The organism is Streptomyces sp. ITFR-6 (genome assembly GCF_031844725.1).
GTDB lineage: Bacteria > Actinomycetota > Actinomycetes > Streptomycetales > Streptomycetaceae > Streptomyces.
In genome coordinates this window covers 212,583-230,656 of sequence record NZ_CP134612.1, presented here as the reverse complement: position 1 = coordinate 230,656, position 18,074 = coordinate 212,583, and the positions used below count along the sequence as shown (strand labels likewise).

Below are 18,074 nucleotides of genomic sequence, written 5' to 3'. Positions count from 1 at the left end.
GGCCGGCTCAGCCCAGGCCGACCGGAAGCCGCCGCCCCGCCGACGCGTCCGGCCCGCCCGCAGCGGCCGGTGCGGGCCTGCTCAGTGCCTCACCCTCGACATCCACATTCGGCAGCACACGGTTCAGGATACGGGGCAGCCACCAGGCCCGTTCCCCGAGCAGCGCCAGTACGGCGGGCACGATCGCCATCCGCACCACGAAGGCGTCGAAGAGGACGGCGGCGGCCAGGCCGACGCCCATCGTCTGGATGGTCGGGCTGCTCATCCCGATGAACCCGGCGAACACGCTGATCATGATGATCGCCGCCGCGGCCACCACCCGGCCACTGTGCCGGAAGCCGTTGACGATCGCCTCGCCGGGGGACGCGCCGTGCGCATGGGCCTCCCGCATCCGGCTGAGGAGGAAGACCTCGTAGTCCATGGCGAGGCCGAACACGATCCCGATGATGAGGATCGGCATCAGCGACATGACGGGGCCGGTCTGCTCGATGCCGATCAGGTCCGCGGCCCAGCCCCACCGGAAGACGGCGACGAGGACACCGAAGGCCGCACCCACCGACAGCCGGAATCCGAGCGCGGCCTTGACCGGGACCAGCACGGAGCGGAACACCACCAGCAAGAGGAGTACCGCCAGGCCGATCACCACGGCCAGATAGGGAAGGAGCGCGTCGGCCATGGCCTCGGAGATGTCGATGTTCAGCGCGGTGGTGCCCGTCACCAGGACGCGTGCGTCCCCACCGGACCCGACACCGGAGACCGCGCCCCGGATCGTGTGCACCAGGTCCTTGGTCGCGTCGCTGTTCGGCGCTGTCCGGGGTACGGCGGTCAGGACGGCCGTGTCCGCGCTCTCGCTCAGGACCGGATCACCGACCGACGCGACCCCGTCCACGGCTCGCAGGGTCTTGACCACCCGGTCCGTGGTGGCCCGGGTGTCCTGGGGGTCCGGGGTGTCCACGACCACGGTCAGCGGGCCGTTGAAGCCGGGGCCGAAGCCCTCCGACAGCAGGTCGTAGGCGCGCCGCTCGGTGGTCCGCACTGACTTGGACTCGTCGCCCGGCAGCCCGAGCTCAAGGCTCAGCACCGGCAGGGCGACCGCGCCCGGACCGAGTCCGGCGACCACCAGCACGGCCACCGGCCGGCGCAGCACGAACCGCGCCCAGCGAGTGCCGAGACCGGGCCGGCCGGCCGCTCCGGGCACCGGATGGCGCCCGCTTCCCGGCCGGAGGGCCCGGCGGACGGCGCGGGGCAGTACCCGGTGGCCGAAGAAGCCGAACAGCGCGGGGACCAGGGTCAGGGCGACGAGTGCGGCAAGGGCCACGGCGCCCGCGCCGCCCAGCCCCATCCTGGTGAGCTCGGGAATCCCGACGACCCCCAGCCCGGCCAGGGCGATGAAGACGGTCGCGCCTGCAAAGACGACGGCGGATCCGGCCGTGCCCACCGCCCGGCCCGCGGCCTCCTCCGGCTCGGCTCCACGGGCGCGCTCTTCGCGGAAGCGGGAGGTGATGAAGAGCGCGTAGTCGATGCCCACGGCCAGCCCCAGCATCAGCGCCAGGATGGCGACGGTGGAGCTCAGGCCGAGCGGTACGGCCAGCGCGGAGACCAGGCCGAAGGCGATGGCCACGCCGATGAAGGCGGTCAGCAGCGACAGTCCGGCCGCGGCCAGCGATCCGAGGGCGACGACCAGTACCACCGCCGCCACCGCGACGCCGATGATCTCCGTCGTACCGCCGGGTTCCTCCTCTGAATCCAGGGCGGAGCCGCCGGTCTCCACGGTCAGCCCCGCCTCCCGTGCCCGCTCCGCGGCGTCCTGGAGGGCGCTCCTGTCGGACTCGGTCAGATCGGCGGCGGACACGGTGTAACTGACCGTGGAATAGGCGATGGTGCCGTCCTCGCTGACAGCGCCGCTCCGGTAGGGGTCGGTGGCCGACGCGGACCGACCGCCCCCGTCCAGCGAGCCGAGCGCGTCCTCGACGGCCGCCTTGTTCGCCCCGGCCGTCACCCGCTGCCCGTCAGGGGCCCGGAAGACCAGCCGGGCCTCCGCGCCCTGGGAATTGCTCCGGGGAAAACGCTCGTCCAGCAGGTCGAACGCCTTCTGCGACTCGGTCCCGGGCATGGAGAGGTCCTCCTCCTGCCCGGCCGGCGCCACGGCGGCGGCGATCCCGGCCAGTGCCAGGGCGCTCAGCCACAGACCGGTCACCAGCCGGCGCCGCCGGAAGGCCCACCGTCCGATCCGGTAGAGAATCGTCGCCACTTTCCGATCACTCCAGACACCGAGAGGCAAGGGGAACGCGCAGGTTGAGCGCGCCTCCCACACTTCCCTCCGGCGCCCCGCCGGTCATCGTCCCGCGACGCTGTCCTCTCCTGGTGCAACCGGACCAGCCACTCAGGCGTCCTAGTACGTGCGCACCACAGGCCCACCCGGTTCGACGGGGCTTCGCATGGGGTGGCAGACAGGCTTACCGGCGCTCCTGGCTCCGGCCTGATCACGTTCTGCGGGAGGGCCCAAGGGCGCGCTCGACCGCAGCGTCCGGTGACGGGCCTCCCGTCCCGACTTGGGGCTCGTGTGACTCGGTAAGCTATGCTCCGGCAATCGTCTCACCTGGCGCTGGCAGGCTCTGTGGCCGTCGCACATGCCTCGTAGAAGGCGTAACGGTTCACAAATTGGAAGGACGACGATGGCGCGTTGCTCAATAGCGACGATTTCCTGGGAGCGTGTGCACCTCAGTCTCGTTGTGGAGGTCGCCGACTTTACTGGAGATGCTAGTGCTCTCAGCTTCCTGATTGTTGACAACGGGCGCGAATTCCCGGTTAACTCTCGACAAATCGGCGCCGAACAGCACCGCTTGGATATCAACGTCACCAACTTCGAGAACCGGCGCCAAGTGCCCAACGGTACGTGGCGAATCGTTCCGGTGCTCGGTGACGAGCGTCTGCCGGGGGCCACGTTCGACCTCAAGGCGACGGACCGGCTCGACGTGAGTTCGCGCGTCTTCCTCTATGACCGCAATCGCTCGGTGTACGTGATTTCGTTCGGTCTTTCCGACGATGACGAGAACCCCGAGTTCCTCATGCGGACGTACCAGTTGTTCCGCGGCGGCGGTGGCGGCAAGAAGAGCAAGACGAAGAAGCCCATGGGCAAGCGAATAGCACTGAAGGTGCTGCCGCGGGCCCGGCGGCGCAAGCTCGCCAACCGCTTCTACTGGGCCGCTCGCCGTGTCAATCCGCCGCGTGGGAACAAGATTCTCTTCGCCTCCGAGATGCGCACCGGACTCGGTGGCAACCTGGCGCGCGTCCACGACCGGATGATCGAACGGGACCTCGACAAGAAGTACAAGTTCAATCACTCGTTCCGAATACCGTCGACCGCGAACAAGTGGAGCACGCTCCGCCTGATCTATCTGCTCGCGACGTCGGACACCGTGCTGATGGACGACTACTTCGGGCTTCTCGGCAACCTGACCATTTCGCCGGAAACCAAGATAATCCAGCTCTGGCACGCGGGAAGCGGTTTCAAGGCGGTCGGTTACAGCCGGTTCGGAAAGTACGGTTCGCCGAAGCTTTCCAACGCCCACCGCAAGTACACCTACGTCATCACCGGGTCCAAGCACCTGGTGCCGGTGTACGCGGAGGCGTTCGGCGTCGAGGAATCGGCGGTCGTACCGACCGGTCTTCCCCGCATCGACACGTTCCTCAACGAGGAGCACTCCCAGAAGGTCACGGAAGACTTCTTCGCCTCCTACCCGCAGTTCCGGGGCAAGAAGATCGTGCTGTTCGCGCCGACCTTCCGCGGGAAGAGCATCAGCGACGCGCACTACGACTACGACCGCATCGACTTCGAGAAGCTCCACGAGGTCTGCGGCGACAAGTACGTCGTGCTCTTCCGGATGCACCACTTCATCTCGGAGCCCCCGCCGATCCCCGAGGAGTACTCGGACCGGCTGGTCGACTTCGCGTCGTTCCCCGACACCAACGACCTGCTGCACGTGACCGACGTGCTGGTCACGGACTACTCGTCGGTCATCTACGAGTACACCCTGCTCGACAAGCCGATCCTGTTCTACGCGTACGACAAGGACACGTACTCGGTGATCCGCGGGTTCCACCGCGACTACGACAGCGTCGCCCCCGGCACCATCTGCGTGACCTTCGACGACCTGCTCAAGGCCCTGCAGGACGAAGACTTCGACCTCTCGAAGGTCGAGGAGTTCCGGCGGGAGAACTTCGACTTCGTCGACACCAACTCGGCGGACCGCGTGATCGACTGGCTTGTCGTCGGAGATCACGGAGGCCGTGAAACGGGCGGTCAGCACCAGTGGCTGGAAACCGTCCCGGACAACACCGCGGTGGGCGACCAGCCGCTCAGCGACCAGTCGGAGGAATGACCTGTGAACGTTGCCCTGCTTTTCGCCGGCGGCATTGGTTCGAGGATGAACAGCCGTGCTCTCCCCAAGCAGTTCCTGGAGATCCACGGCAAGCCGATCATCATCCACACCCTCGAACACTTCGAGGCGCACCCGGAGATAGACGCCATAGCCATCGCGATACTCCCCGAGTACCGCGAACTGATGGAGAAGCTCCTCAAGCGGTACGAGATCCAGAAGGTCAAGTGGGTCATCGACGGCGGCCGGACCGGTCAGGAGTCGCGGCACAACGCGCTCAGGACCGTTGCCGCCGAGTGCCCCGAGGACACCGTCGTGCTGGTGCACGACGGCGTGCGGCCGCTGATCGACGCCAAGTTGATCACCGCCAACATCGAGACGGTCCGCGAGCACGGCTCGGCCATCACCTGCACCAAGTTCAACGAGACCGTGGTGTCGAGTGAGTACGAGCACATCGACGACGTGATCCCGCGCGACCACATCTACGCCGCGCAGGCCCCGCAGAGCTTCCGGCTCGGCGAGATCCTCTCGCTGTACGACCGGGCGGTCGAGGAGGGAGAGCACGACACCATCGACTCCTGCTCCCTCATGCACCGCTACGGGCGCAAGATCTACCGGGTCGTCGGCCCCCGCTCGAACATCAAGATCACGACGTCCGAGGACTTCTACCTGTGCCGGACGTTCTTCGAGATCCTCGAAAACCAGCAGATCGTAGGTACGTGATTCCATTGACCACCGTTTCAAGTCCGGTCGTGGCGCACGACCTCGACGAGATCCTTGACCGCGACCTGCCGTGGAGCGAGCTGTCCGGCCGCACCGTGCTGGTCACCGGCGCGAGCGGCATGCTGCCGTCGTACGTCGTCTACACGCTGCTCGCACTGAACGACCGGCACGGCGCGGGCATCACCGTGCACGGCCTGGTGCGCAACGAGGAGAAGGCCAGGCGGCTGCTCGCGGACGTACTGGACCGCCCGGACTTCAACCTGGTCGTCCAGGACGTGTCGGTTCCGCTCGAACTGCCCGGCCCGGTCGACTTCGTGATCCACGGGGCGAGCGCGGCACGCCCCGCCCTGCACGGCAGCCAGCCGGTCATGACGATCAAGGCGAATCTGCTCGGCACCTTCAACCTGCTCGACCTCTGTGTGGAGAAGGCCAGCCGCGGATTCGTCCTGATGTCCTCCGCCGAGGTCTACGGGGCCCAGGCCCCGGAGACCGAGCTGATCGACGAGCAGAGCTACGGCGGCTTCGACATCCTCAACCCGAGGGCCTGCTACGCCGAGGGCAAGCGCGCCGCGGAGACGATCTGCGCGACCTACCAGGCGCAGTACGGCATCGACAGCCGCGCCGTCCGGTTCGGTCACGTCTACGGTCCGGGGATGGCGCTCGACGACGGGCGCGTGCAGGCCGACTTCGCGGCGAACGTGGTGGCCGGCAAGGACATCGTGCTCAACAGCGACGGCTCCGGCGTACGGACCTACACCTACGTGGCGGACGCCATCGCGGGTCTGTTCTACGCCCTGCTCCGCGGCGACCAGGTGGCCTACAACGTCGCGGACCCGGCCGGACTTGTCTCCATCCGCCGGCTGGCCGAGCTGTTCACCGAGGTGCGCCCGGAGCGCGGCCAGCAGCTCCGGTTCACCAACGAGTCCGATGCGCGCGCCTACAGCCTGACCAAGAAGCAGGGCCTGAACAGCGCGCGGCTCGCCGCACTCGGCTGGAGCCCGGTGGTCGATCTGCCGACCGGGCTGGACCGCATGGTCACGCATCTGGAGTCGAGCGCCCCGGCCCAGTAGCGCAATCGGATATCGCTCGCACGCGAAACGGCCTCGGGCCCGGACTTCCGTCCGGGCCCGAGGCCGTTTCGCGTGATGTCAACGAAGCGCCGCAGGCAGGCGCCTCAGGAGGAGCGGAACTTCCTGGCGAGCCGCCGCACCGGAGCCGGCAGGATCCGGGCCGCTCCCCGCCGCTGCGCCTTGGGCTGCTGCCGGATCACCGGCTTCGCCGGGACGTCGTCCTCGACCGTGGGGTTCCAGTACTGCGCGGACTTCTCGCCCTTGCGCGGATACAGCTCGTCCGGGCGGCGCGCAACGACCTCGGGACGCTCCCAGGCGATGTCCCGCCGTACCACCCGCGCCGGTGCTCCCACCGCGATGCAGTTGTTGGGTATGGACGAGGTGACGATGGACCGGAAGCCGATCACCGAGCCGTTCCCGATGGTGACGCCGCCCATCACGACCGCGTGCTTCGCGATCCAGACGTGCTCGCCCACCACGATCGACTGCGACGGGTTCGCCCGCTTCTCGGTGTGCACGTCGAAGATCGGGTGGGTGTCGTCGCCGCGCACCTCGATGTTCTTGGCGAACATCACATCGGCACCGATCGTCACGGAGACGCCCTCGACGGCCGAGAGGAAGGTGCGGCCGGCACAGCCCACGTTCTCGCCGACCCGGATCCGGGACTCGTGCCCGCAGCGCAGCTCGAAGCGGAGACCGGCGCGCTTCTTCGTGGTCTGCTCGATGTCGATCTGACCGTTGTCCCCGGTGAAGGTGACAAGCAGGTCCTTGACGTCAGCCTTGGGACTGATGACGAGCCTGTTGTTCGATCCCTTGAACCGGATATCGATCTTGGCGTCACGGATCTCGCCGTCATAGACGATCTCGTTTCCCTGATCGTCCTTGTAGCGCTCAAGCTTATGTACTTGCAGCATCGTGATCTGAGGGGTGTCCTTGCCCGGGTCAGGGTCGGACCTGCCCCTCGTACCTCCGTTCCGGCCTGCGATTCGGCCTAAGCTATCAGGTGACTGTATTACTGGTCCTTGGCCGGACCTTGGCGTGATCGAACCGATAGCGACCGTGCCGCCGGCCGCCGGTCCCGGGGCTCAGGCCAGGCCGCCCCGGAGCGCGTTGACGCGCTTCACGCCCGCGTCGAAGGCCGCCCCGTCGAGGGTGCCCGCCGTCAGCGCCTCGCCCAGTGCGGTCACCGCGGCGTCCCCCTGGGCGGCGTCCCGGGCCGAGCACAGGATCAGGTCCATACCGGCCGAGGCCGCCAGTACGCTGCGCTTCGCCGTGGAGCCGTAGGCCTTGAGGGCTCCGGCCTCCAGCGCGTCGGTGACGGTCACGCCCCGGAAGCCGAGCCGGTTCCGCAGCTCGCCGATCACGGTGGCGGACAGGCCGGCGGGCCGGTCCGCGTCCAGCGCCGGGTAGACGGCCCAGGACAGCATGACGAGCTTGGTCCCGGCGGAGACCGCCGCCCGGTAGGGCGCCTCGTCGACGCCCCGCAGGGTGGCCGCAGAAGTGGTGAGGGTGACGGGGCCCAGGTCGGTGTTCTGGCTCGCGGAGGCGGGGCCGAGGCCGGGGAAGTGCTTGGCGGTGGCCGCCACCCCGGCGGCCTGCTGGGCGGTGATGAAGGCGGAGCCGCAGGACGCCACCGCCTCCGGGGCCTCGCTGTAGGACCGCTCGTACTGGTCGGTGAAGTCGCCTGCCGTGCGGTACACGTCGAGCACGGGGGCCAGGTTCACGTTCATGCCGACGCCCGCGAGGTTCATGCCCGCCCCGCTCCCGGTGAACTCCGCCTGCCCCTCCGGATCCGCCGACGCACCGACGTCCTTCGCGGACCACACCGGCTCACCGGGCAGTCGGCGCACCAGGCCGCCCTCCTGGTCGGTCATCAGGAGCAGCGGGGCGCTCACCGGGGCGTCGGCGTGCGCCGCGTTCATCTCCTGGATGACACCCTCGATCTGGCTCAGGCTCTTGATGTTCTCGGTGAAGAAGATCACCCCGGCCGTACGTCCCTCGCTGATCGCGTCCATCAGCCGGGCCGGAGGCGTGAGCCCGGGGTAGGAGTGGATGACGCACTGCCCGGCGCGCTGTGCCGGCGTCAGGGCGGCGAAGGGGGAGCGTGCGCCCTCCGGCGTGCGTACGGCCGCTTCCGTACGGCCCGCCAGCCCCAGCCCGCCGGCCAGAGCCGCTGTTCCGGCGAGCAGAGCGCCGCGTCTGCTGAGGGGCTGTGGTGTCGAGCTCATGAATCTCTCCTTCGCGAAATGTCGTTGCGCCCGGTGCCGGTCACGCCGTGGTCGGCCCCGGGGCGGTCACCGTTCCCGCGGTCACCGCACCCCGGGGCCCGCTGTCACGGCGTGTTGTTGGCGAGGGCCAGCAGGCGGGAGCGGTCACCGCTGAAGCGGTCGCGGTCGACGTTGCCGGAGATGCCGCTCACCGAGCCGGTCGACGTGTACTGCCAGACGGTCCAGAAGGGGAAGCCCGTCGGGATGCTCGGGCTGCCGGCGGAGGTCCAGTGGGCCACCCACAGCGGACTCCTGGCGGACATGCCGGTCCAGCCGGCCGTGCACGAGTTCCACCAGCTCGGGCTGGTGTAGATGACGACGTCGCGGCCGGTGCGGGCCTTGTACGTGTTGTAGAAGTCGAGGATCCAGGACTGCATCGAGGCGGGCGTCTTGCCGTAGCAGGTGCCCTCGATGTCCAGTACGCCGGGGAGTGTCAGGTTGTCGCGGGACCAGGCGCCACCGTTGTCGGCGAAGAAGTTCGCCTGCGCCGCGCCACCGGACACGTCGGGCCGCCCGTAGTGGTACGCGCCCCGGATCACCCCGGCGTTGTAGGCGCCCAGGTAGTTGGTGCTGAAGGTCGGGTCCTTGTACGTGGTGCCCTCGGTCGCCTTCATCCAGGCGAACTCGATGCCCGCGCCCCGGGCCGAGGTCCAGTTGATGCTGCCCTGGTAACTGGAGACGTCCATCCCCACGGGGTTCGCCAGGAGGTTCGCGTCAGGTGTCGCTTCGAGGGCCGGCTGCCGGGTGTCCGGCTTGAAGTCCTCGCTGTCCTGGACGTAGCCCACGCCCATGTAGCCCTTGCCCAGTGGCACGGTGTTGTCGGAGGGCAGCGGCGCCGAGGCGGCGGTGCCCGACATCAGGCTGAGCGTCAGCGCGGCGCTCACGCCGAGGACACCGGCCACGGAGAGTCTTTGCTGCGCGGATGTGAGGGAGAGGCGGCGGGGAAGCATGGATTCCTCCTGCGTGGTGGGGGGAGAGAGGCAGAGGATCTACGCGCGTCCACGTGACGCGAACACGACATAGTGAGCCACAGGGGAGTGCGGCTGGTAAATAGTTTTCCGAATCGTTAGTGGTATAGACCTATTCGCGCTCCGGTGAGCTGCGGAAACGGCCCGGCCCCGGCGGAACTTTCTCCAAGTGGTGCCGTTCGTCGGTGCTTTGGCATCTCAGGGTGCATCCGGCACAACCATCCTTGTCGTTCGAGGGTCACATCAAGTGGGAGCAATACGCTCTCGGAGCTACAAGGGGGATATATGCGAATCGTACGTAATGTCGCGACTGTCGGGGCGTTGGCCACGCTGACGCTGGGCGCCACGGTTGTGCTCAGCACGACCGCCTCGGCCGCGCCCAACGTCACACCGCAGGGGGTCTGCGGCAGTGCCTACAAGACCGTGAACTCGGCGCCCATCGGCTCGCAGGGCACCGTCTACCTCACGTACAACTCCGCGAACGGCAAGAACTGCGTCGCGACCATCCGCACCAACCCGGGCACGGCCAAGAGCATGTCCACGTCCATCTATGTCTCCGACACCGACGAGTGGGCCGGTGACGACGGCAACTACACCTCGTACGCCGGGCCCGGCTACGTCTACGGCAAGGGCCACTGCGTGAGTTGGAGCGGCAGCATCGGCAGCGTGTTCGTGTCGGTGGAGAACTCCAACTGCGCGAAGCTCAAGGAACACCGGGTCACCGAAGTGCGCTGACCCGGCGCACCGCCGGGCGGCGTCAACGAGGTGAAGCGCCCTCGGTACGGGCGACCTTGCGGGCCCACATGACCAGGGGAATCTGCAGGGGCAACCGGCCGAGGGCCGCGGCCCTCGGCAGGGCGGGGGAGTGCCGCGCGTCGAGGGCCATCCGGACGTTGGCGGGGAAGACGGCGACGAAGAACCCGGCGGTCGCACGGGCCGCGACCGGCCGCGTCCGGGGGTGGACGAGTCCGGCGGCGAGCGCGAACTCGACCACCCCGCTCCCGTACGTCCACGCACGCGGCGTACCGGGCAGGCTCCTCGGAATGGTCCCGTCGAACACCTTCGGCACCGCCATGTGCAGAGCGCCGGCTCCGGCCATCAGCCCGGCGAGGAGGAGGGTGGAGCGGCTCGTCCGGGACATCAGTCTCCTTCGACGGCGGTTTCGCGAGGGGCCGCCGCGTCGTCGACGGCGACGCCCAGCCGGTCGGCCACTGCGGTGAGGGCCGTTCCGAGCGGGAGCGCGACGCGGGTGACGGCGTGCCGGTCGCCCCGGGTCGGGTCCCGGTTGACGATCAGCACCGGCACTCCGGCCTGGGCTGCCTGGCGGACGAACCGGAGCCCGGACATCACCGTCAGCGAAGAGCCCAGGACCAGCAGCGAGGACGCCGCTGCGACCAGTTCGCGGCAGTGTTCGACCCGGCGGGGCGGTACGGCCTCGCCGAAGAACACCACATCCGGTTTGAGGATGCCGCCGCAGACCGTGCACGGCACCACGCGGAAGTCCCCGACCTGTTCGTCGGTGAGGTCGGCGTCGCCGTCCGGGTTGATCGCGGCGGCCACCGGCCAGAAGCCCGGGTTGGCCTCCTCCAGCCGCAGCGCGAGTTCGCGGCGTGAACCGAGCGTGCCGCAGGAAAGGCAGACGACCCGGTCCAGGCTGCCGTGGAGTTCCACCGCGTCCTCGCTGCCGGCGGCCTGGTGCAGACCGTCGACGTTCTGGGTGATCACCCCCGAGAGCAGGCCCTGCCGCCCGAACGCGGCCACCGCCCGGTGCCCGGCGTTGGGCAGGGCGCGGCCGAAGGTGCGCCAGCCGAGATGGCTGCGGGCCCAGTACCGGCGCCGGGCCTGGGCGCTCGCCGTGAAGTCCTGGTAGGTCATCGGGGTGTGCCGGCTCAGGCTCCCGCCCTCGCCCCGGTAGTCGGGGATGCCCGACTCGGTGGAGATCCCGGCCCCGCTGAGCACCAGCACACGGCCGGCGCCCAGCGCATCGGTGACCGGCTCCAGGTCGGTGGTGGCGGGCGGCAGGTCCTCCGTGGGGGACCAGCTCAGAGTGGGGCGCATGCGCATGCCTCAAGAGTACGTAACCGGCCCCGGCCGCCCGCCCGCGCCGTCGGCGGCCCCCAGGTCACCTCTGCCGCACCACGGGCACCGAGGCGCAGCCGCGGAGCCGTGCGTCCCCACGGGCCAGGCCCGGCGACGCCCCGGCCCCCACCACCCGGCCGTCGAGGACCGCGAGCCAGCCGCCTTCGGGCACCTCGGACCCCAGTCCCTCCGGATCGGCGGGTTCGAGGGCCTTGAGCAATTCCGGATCGGGGCCGTCCGGAACGGCGGCGGCCGACGCCACCGGGGCCCCCGCGCGCCACTCGGCGACGGTCCGCTCCGCTCCCCGGACCCGTACCCACAGCACATGCTGGAGCACGATCAGCGGGCCGAGCGCCGTGAGCAGCGGGAACGCCCCGGTCAGCGCCCCGAGGGCGAACAGCACACTGACCGCCGCCGACACCGCCAGGCCGATTCCGGCCGCGAGCAGACCGGCGGCCCGTCCGAAGGCCTTCAGCGCCACCAGCGGGAAGAGCACCAGGAGCAACAGGTCGCCCAGCCCGAGCGCCACGGGCGGATCGCCCCGGGTGACGGCCAACAGCGGGGCGAACGGCAGCCCCATCACCTGGACGGCGAACCGGTCCATGACCGAGGTGAGCCCCGTCGCCACCAGGTCGTAGCAGGCGAGCGCGCCCGCGAACCACGCGGCGTGGGCGGAGCGCATGCCGCTCTGCGCCCACATGTTGGCCACCCCCACGACAGCGATCGCGAGCAGCACATCGGTGAGCACCATCACGGCGAGGGTCCGGTCCGCGAACGCGCATCCGGCGGTGGCCGCGACCGAGCCCAGCGCGGCCACCCAGGCCCGGCCCCCGCCGACCAGAGGCGCGAGGGTGAACTGGAGCGCCGCACAGAGAACCAGACCGAACACGACGGCCACCGCGGCACGGGGCAGTTCCAGATAGACCAGGGGAGCGGCCACCACCACGGCGGACACCACGGCGACGTCGGGCAGTTCGTACCGGCCGACCGGCGGACGGGGCATCCGGACCCGGCCGAAGTAGGCGGCGCCGGCCGCCGTGATCGCGGCGACGCAGACGTTGAGGCCCACCAGGGCGACGGCGCTCATGCCGGACTCACGGCCCGCGCCGCCGCGGGGCGCACCGATTCGAAGGTGCGCTCACGCAGATCGGCGCGGACCGGACCGGTCCGTGGCATCGCGGCCGCGTCGTCATGGAGCACCACGGCGTCCAGCGCGAGGCCCGCCGCGGTGGCCCGGTCCTCCAGCCTGCCGAGCAGACCGGCGGCGGGCAGCCGGCGGACCAGGACATGGAGGCGCGGGCCCGGGTCCTCCTCGACCAGCGCGTAGCGCGCGGGCAGCGGGATGTCCGGCTCCGCCTCCAGCAGGTTCAGCACCGACCAGGTGGTGATCTGGCGGCTCAGCGGACCCGTCCAGCGGCCGAGCACCGGAGAGGTGGCGGGCAGGTGGGCCAGTTCGCACTCGGTCGCGCTTCCGGGGAGGCGGACCAGGTCGCCGGTCGCGTAGCGCAGGAGCAGGGTGCAGTCCCGGTAGGGCACGTACGGGGTCTGCACGATGACGCCGACGTCGCCCGGTGGCGTCGGCGCGTGGGTCACGGGGTCGAGTATCTCCAGGTGCCCGAACTCGGTGGTGTGGTGCAGATGCCCCTCGGCGCACGGAGTCCCGCCCGACGGCACGGTCTCGGTCATCATGTACGAGGTGGAGATCTTCGCGCCCAGCGCCGCCGACGCCCGCTCCCTCAGCGGTTCGGAGAGCACCTCGCCGCCGACGCCGATGGACTCCAGTCCGAAGTCCGAGGGCAGCCGGCCGCCCCGCTCCGCCTCCTCGACGAGCGCGGAGAGGTAGGACGCGGAGACGGTCAGATGAGTGATCTGGGGGGCCTTGCCGCGCAGCCCGAGCGGGGCCGCCAGCCGGTCCAGCGCCACTGCCGGGTCCACGGTGCCGATCTGGACGAAGGAGGCACCGATCCGGGTCACCGACTCCTCCACGTTGAGCAGCGGCAGGGTCGCCCGGGAGCACCCCGCGTACGCGACGGTGTGGCGGGGGCGCAGGCCCAGGCCGAGGACGGCCGAGACCGTGCTCATGGCCACCGCGATCTCCACCTCGGCCCTGGAGTACCAGACAGTGGTGGGGGTGCCGCTCGTGCCCGTGGTGAGCGCCATCAGCGCGGGAGCGGAGGCGGCGGACACGAAGGAGGCGGGCAGTCCGCGCAGGGCCGCCTTGGGGGTGACCGGCACCTGGTCCCAGGTCTCCGGTGTGAGGGTGCCCGGGTCGAGCCCCAGGCTCTCGAACGTCCGGCGGTAGTACGCCGTGTGCCGGGCCGCCGCCCGCGCCGTGGCCCGCAGGCTGCGCTCGGTCACGGTCCGCCGTACGGCGGGGTCGACGGCCCCCGCCTGGCCGGGCAGCAGGGCCGAGTCCGCGCCGGGCTCCCCGAACTCCGCGAGGGTCGCGACCAGGTCCCGGGCGATGCGCTCCAGGTCCCGCGGCCGGATGGGGCGGTTGCGCAGGATCGCCGCGCCGTACCGGAGCTGGCTGAGCGCGGTCGCGAACAAGGGAGCCTCCTGATGCCTGGACCGGGACTGAACTCCCGGTCCAGGCCGGGGCTGATCCGTCAGACCATGCTGGCGAACATCGCCGCGGTGAGCGTGCTGAACGCGTACTTGATGTAGTGCTTGACCATGGTGGATCTCCCTTCTCCGGGCCGTCTCTCAGGGCGGCTGGGCTCCATGTGGCGCACTCCCGGCCGAGGACGGCCGGTCGATGAACGAGACATTAGAGGAGGGGAGTTGATCCATCAACGGATCCTTCCGACTTGCCCGGAGCAGCGGGAAATTCCGCTACCGGGTGCCGGGCCGCCGGCGTGCCAGAAGGAGCCCCCCGAGCTTGCTCTCGGCGGAGGTGAGCGTGCGCCGTTCCTCGACGTCGAATCCGGCGTCGTCGAGCCGGGCGGCCAGCTGATCGGGCCGGCGCCGATGGACGTACACCTTCATCGGGTGGCCGCCGTACCCCTGCGTCTTCAGCTTCCGCTCGTCCCCGACGTGGAAGCTGAGCAGCAGGGGGCCACCCGGCCTCAGCACACGGTGGAAGTGCGCCAGGACCGAACCGATCTCCTCGTCGGGGACGTGGATGAGCGAGTACCAGGCGATCAGCCCGGCCACCGAGCGGTCGGTGAGACCGAGCTCCGTCATGGACCCGCATTCGAACCGCAGGCCGGGGTGGTCGCGCCGGGCCACCTCGATCATCCCGGGGGACAGGTCGATCCCGAACGCGTCCACGCCCAGTCCGTGCAGGTGGGCCGTGATCCGTCCCGGCCCGCACCCCACGTCCGCGACCGGGCCTTCGCCGTTCTCCCGCACCCGGGCGGCGAACAGCGCCAGTACGGCGCGTTCTTCAGGCGTGTCGTCCAGCAGGTTCCGCACCTGGTCCGCGTAGCTGCCGGCCACGGTGTCGTAGGACGCCCGGGTGTCCGCGAGCCAGTTGTCAGTGTTCGGTTCGATTCCCACGGGCGCAGGCTATCCGGGAGCGTCGGGCGGGAGCGGCACGCGTCGCCATGAAGACGGTCCGGCGGGCTCCGCCCGCCGGGGGGCGGAGCCCGCCGGACCGTTCACCGGTCTCAGACCGGTTCCGGCAGCGGCTCGGGCTGCCGCGCCGGGACGGTCTTCGGTTCCCACTGCTCGGTGGTCCGCACGTAGCCGTGGATCACCGAGGCCATCGCCAGGACGAGGAGCGGGCCGAACACCCAGGGATGGTGGGCCATCGGCAACGACAGATAGCGGTACGACAGCAGGAGCGCGGTGAAGACGGCGACACCGTAGGCGACCAGCTTGAGTCCCGACCGGTCCCAGCCGCGGTCGAAGGTGCGCAGGCCCGCCTCGATCGTGAGCGTGAACACCACGCCCGCGATGATGTCCGCGCCGTAGTGATAACCGAAGCCGAGCGTCGCGCAGAGTGTGGCGAGCAGCCAGAACGTGCCCGCGTACCGGAGGGTCCGGGGGCCCTTGCGGGAATGGATGAAGATGCAGGTGGCCCATGCCGTGTGCAGGCTGGGCATGCAGTTGCGCGGCGTGATCTCGTCGAACGGCATGTGGTGCGGTGCGGCGATCCGCGGCATGGTGTCCGGCCACAGGTTGGACACCGCCCAGTGCCCGCCGTCGGCGCCGAAGGCGAAGACCGGCCCGACCACCGGGAAGAGCACGTATATGCCGGGCCCGAGGAGGCCTATGACCAGGAAGGTGCGCACCAGGTGGTGGCCGGGGAACCGGCGGTCGGTCGCCACGTTGCGCAGCTGGTACAGGGCGACGACGACCGCGGCGACCGCGAGCTGCGTGTAGACGGAGTCGAGGAACCGGTCCCCGACCGGGCCGGTGGCCTCGACCATCCGCCCCACCAGCCAGGAGGGGTTGCCCAGTGCGTGATCGGCGGTCGCGACGTACTGGTCGAGCACGGCCGGGCGCGTCTTCGAAGTGATGAGCAGCCAGGTGTCACCGGTCTTGCGGCCCGTCACCAGCAGCAGACCGAGGCCGACGCCCTTCAGCAGCAGGATGCGTTCCTGGCCCGTACGGCGTGTGACGGCGATGACGCCGCAGCCCACGATCACCCACAACGCCCCATTGCCGAAGGGGTGGCCGTGGGTCACCCTGGCGTCGGCCGCCCAGCGCACCAGCAGAATGACGAGATCGATTCCTATCGCGGTACCCATCGCGATGAACCGTTGCCGCCAGGTGAGCACCACCATCATCAGCGCCATGCTGGCGTAGAGCAGGAAGCCCGACTGCGGGGCGACTATGACCTCTTGGGCCTGGGTGGTTATCGGCCCCGGCAGTCCGTAATGGCGTGCGGAGATCTCCAGCGCGACCAGGAACCCGAGGGTCACCACGGCCGCCGTGCCCCACAGTATCGCTCTTGGCCGGCGCCACGGGGCGGTCGTGGTTCTGCTCGATATTCGCGAAAACACCCGCGATACTATAGGTATCAATTGTTTGGCCGATTTGTTAGATGTTGGTTGAGTAAGACACTCTTCACACCGGAAAACCCGACTTTCCGATGAATGGCGAGCGATGGGGACGCTCGTCGTGAGTTCGAACATGCTAACGGAGGCGTGCGGGTGCGTTCGCTGGTCACGGGTGGTACGAAAGTCGACTCGATCCAGCCCCTGGCCGGCCCGTACCGGCCGGACGCCGGGTGAGCGGTGGCGCGCGGACAAGGGCTGTGCCCTCGCCGCAGGCGGCGAGGGCGCAGGTCCTGAGGTTCCGAGGAGGGGCTCAGGCGCCGCTCCGCACCGGACCGACGAGAGTGCCGGCCGCGACCCTGAGCCTGCCGTCGGCCGCCGAGGTGCCGGGGATCTCCCCGTCCGGAGCCCGGAGTGTGAAGGACGCCTCGTCCGCGGGGACGCCACAGTCGTTGTTGGGAACCTGGATGTCGAAGTGCACCGGGTGCCCCGGACCGAAGGTCACCGCGGTCCGCCGGCTGCCGTAGCGGCCGGCGGTGATCCCGCTCTCGGAGCCGTGGTTGGAGAACCGCACATGGGTGGGCGAACCCGCGAGCCGGCACGGGTCGTAGCCGCGCGGCGCGGTGAGGGTCACGCGGTAGTGGCGGTGCCCCGCGCTGCTGGACGCGTCGGTGATCTTCGCGAGGTGGTTGGCCGGGCGGCATGCGGAGGGTGCGGTGCCCACGGGCGCGGCCTGCGCCGTGGTCCCACCCGTGGCACCCAACAGCGCGGTGGCGGCGATGGCGACGGCGATCTTCCGGGTAGTACGCATCTTGAACCTTCCCTGCTGTGCTTGGCGGGCCCTGCGGGTGATCTTCCGTCAGGAGCGCGGTCACAGAGGGCGCCTGCCTCCGTTCTCACCCTCACGGGGGTGATCCCAGGGCTATCACGGCGGCGCCGCCGATATGTGTAGCCCGCACGGGTCGCCGTCGTCCGACCACGCACGCGGCGCAGGAATGGCTCCCGGGCGGTCTTCTCCGCACCCGGCATCGCGGTTAGTGTTGTGCCCCGCGAGATCCGCTACGCGATCTCCACTTCCGATCTCACCACCCGATATCTCTGCCGGCGCTGGAGCCGACGCCGACGCGGACCGTGCATCCGTCCCCGTCCGCGTCACCATGGACGACTCCTGGCGGCGGGGGACGGCTCCCTCGGCGGGTGCCGTCGCCCTGGGCCGTCCCACCGTGCAGCGGAAGGTTCGCCGTGACACCGCGGCACTGGTCCCGTCTTCGTACCGCACGTTTCCGTCGCACCACACGTTTCCGTCGTCCCGGACGCACGGTTCACCATCCGGCGGCCGCCGGGTCAGGTGCCGCCTCCTACCGCTCGGCCCTGCGGACCCCCGGCGCGGCGGCCTTCTTCCTGGCCGCGGCCCCCGCCCGGGTCGGGGTGGCCATGGCCGGGCTCGCCGTCGTCTGGCTGGTCCACGCCGAGACCGGGTCCTTCGCGGCGGCCGGTCTGGTCACCGGATCGTTCGCCGTGACGGAGACCCTGGTGGGTCCGCAGACGGCCCGCCTCATGGACCGGTCCGGACAGCCGCGCGTCCTCGTTGCCCTTCTGTGCGCCCACGCCGGGGCGGTCACCGCCCTGGTCGCGCTGGCAC

At 69.9% G+C, this 18,074-nt stretch carries 16 protein-coding genes; 4 read left to right on the top strand and 12 right to left on the bottom strand.

Annotated features, from left to right (window positions below; genetic code table 11):
• Window positions 1-7: 7 nt before the first annotated feature.
• A complete protein-coding gene (locus tag RLT59_RS00855; RefSeq protein ID WP_311301558.1) occupies window positions 8-2,251 on the bottom strand; it encodes an MMPL family transporter in 2,244 nt (747 codons plus the stop codon).
• 592 nt (window positions 2,252-2,843) lie between these two features.
• Here RLT59_RS00855 and RLT59_RS00850 point away from each other — a divergent pair.
• From RLT59_RS00850 to RLT59_RS00840, 3 genes are read left to right on the top strand one after another with little or no spacing between them, the layout of a single operon-like run.
• Window positions 2,844-4,382: a CDP-glycerol glycerophosphotransferase family protein gene (locus tag RLT59_RS00850; protein WP_311301557.1), complete on the top strand. Its 1,539-nt coding sequence runs from the start codon at window positions 2,844-2,846 to the stop codon at window positions 4,380-4,382.
• Window positions 4,383-4,385: 3 nt separating this feature from the next.
• The gene (locus RLT59_RS00845; RefSeq protein ID WP_311301556.1) at window positions 4,386-5,102 is read left to right on the top strand and encodes an IspD/TarI family cytidylyltransferase; all 717 of its coding nucleotides are present in this window, start codon (window positions 4,386-4,388) and stop codon (window positions 5,100-5,102) included.
• 29 nt (window positions 5,103-5,131) lie between these two features.
• Window positions 5,132-6,172: an NAD-dependent epimerase/dehydratase family protein gene (locus RLT59_RS00840; protein ID WP_311301555.1), complete on the top strand. Its 1,041-nt coding sequence runs from the start codon at window positions 5,132-5,134 to the stop codon at window positions 6,170-6,172.
• A 104-nt stretch (window positions 6,173-6,276) separates the two neighbouring features.
• Here the strand turns inward: RLT59_RS00840 and RLT59_RS00835 are convergent, their stop codons facing one another.
• From RLT59_RS00835 to RLT59_RS00825, 3 genes are all read right to left on the bottom strand, one after another.
• A complete protein-coding gene (locus tag RLT59_RS00835; protein WP_311301554.1) occupies window positions 6,277-7,086 on the bottom strand; it encodes an acyltransferase in 810 nt (269 codons plus the stop codon).
• Between the two features lie 171 nt (window positions 7,087-7,257).
• A complete protein-coding gene (locus RLT59_RS00830; protein ID WP_311301553.1) occupies window positions 7,258-8,400 on the bottom strand; it encodes a glycoside hydrolase family 3 N-terminal domain-containing protein in 1,143 nt (380 codons plus the stop codon).
• A gap of 104 nt (window positions 8,401-8,504) precedes the next feature.
• Entirely contained in the window at window positions 8,505-9,389 is an 885-nt protein-coding gene (locus RLT59_RS00825; RefSeq protein ID WP_311301552.1) for a GH25 family lysozyme, read from the bottom strand.
• Between the two features lie 303 nt (window positions 9,390-9,692).
• On the opposite strand from RLT59_RS00825, the gene RLT59_RS00820 reads away from it, so the two are divergent.
• Window positions 9,693-10,142 carry a spore-associated protein gene (locus tag RLT59_RS00820; protein ID WP_311301551.1) on the top strand — a complete coding sequence of 150 codons (450 nt, stop codon included), beginning with the start codon at window positions 9,693-9,695 and terminating at the stop codon, window positions 10,140-10,142.
• A 22-nt stretch (window positions 10,143-10,164) separates the two neighbouring features.
• On the opposite strand, the gene RLT59_RS00815 is transcribed toward RLT59_RS00820, so the two are convergent.
• From RLT59_RS00815 to RLT59_RS00780, 8 genes are all read right to left on the bottom strand, one after another.
• Window positions 10,165-10,548 (bottom strand): DoxX family protein, encoded by a 384-nt coding sequence (locus RLT59_RS00815; protein WP_311301550.1) that lies wholly within the window; start codon window positions 10,546-10,548, stop codon window positions 10,165-10,167.
• On the bottom strand, window positions 10,548-11,471 hold the full coding sequence (locus RLT59_RS00810) for an NAD-dependent protein deacetylase (RefSeq protein ID WP_311301549.1): 924 nt from the start codon (window positions 11,469-11,471) through the stop codon (window positions 10,548-10,550). The genes RLT59_RS00815 and RLT59_RS00810 overlap by 1 nt, the downstream gene beginning before the upstream one ends.
• A gap of 58 nt (window positions 11,472-11,529) precedes the next feature.
• Entirely contained in the window at window positions 11,530-12,573 is a 1,044-nt protein-coding gene (locus RLT59_RS00805; protein WP_311301548.1) for a hypothetical protein, read from the bottom strand.
• Window positions 12,570-14,036, bottom strand: a complete 1,467-nt coding sequence (locus RLT59_RS00800) for a phenylacetate--CoA ligase family protein (RefSeq protein WP_311301547.1) — start codon at window positions 14,034-14,036, stop codon at window positions 12,570-12,572. The genes RLT59_RS00805 and RLT59_RS00800 overlap by 4 nt, the downstream gene beginning before the upstream one ends.
• A gap of 285 nt (window positions 14,037-14,321) precedes the next feature.
• Window positions 14,322-14,981, bottom strand: coding sequence for a class I SAM-dependent DNA methyltransferase (locus tag RLT59_RS00795; protein ID WP_311307572.1), 660 nt, complete (start codon window positions 14,979-14,981; stop codon window positions 14,322-14,324).
• Between the two features lie 116 nt (window positions 14,982-15,097).
• Window positions 15,098-16,360 (bottom strand): phosphatase PAP2 family protein, encoded by a 1,263-nt coding sequence (locus RLT59_RS00790; RefSeq protein WP_311301546.1) that lies wholly within the window; start codon window positions 16,358-16,360, stop codon window positions 15,098-15,100.
• Window positions 16,361-16,745: 385 nt separating this feature from the next.
• A complete protein-coding gene (locus RLT59_RS00785; protein WP_311301545.1) occupies window positions 16,746-17,243 on the bottom strand; it encodes a DUF4232 domain-containing protein in 498 nt (165 codons plus the stop codon).
• A 547-nt stretch (window positions 17,244-17,790) separates the two neighbouring features.
• Window positions 17,791-17,991 (bottom strand): hypothetical protein, encoded by a 201-nt coding sequence (locus tag RLT59_RS00780; RefSeq protein ID WP_311301544.1) that lies wholly within the window; start codon window positions 17,989-17,991, stop codon window positions 17,791-17,793.
• Between the last annotated feature and the right edge of the window lie 83 nt (window positions 17,992-18,074).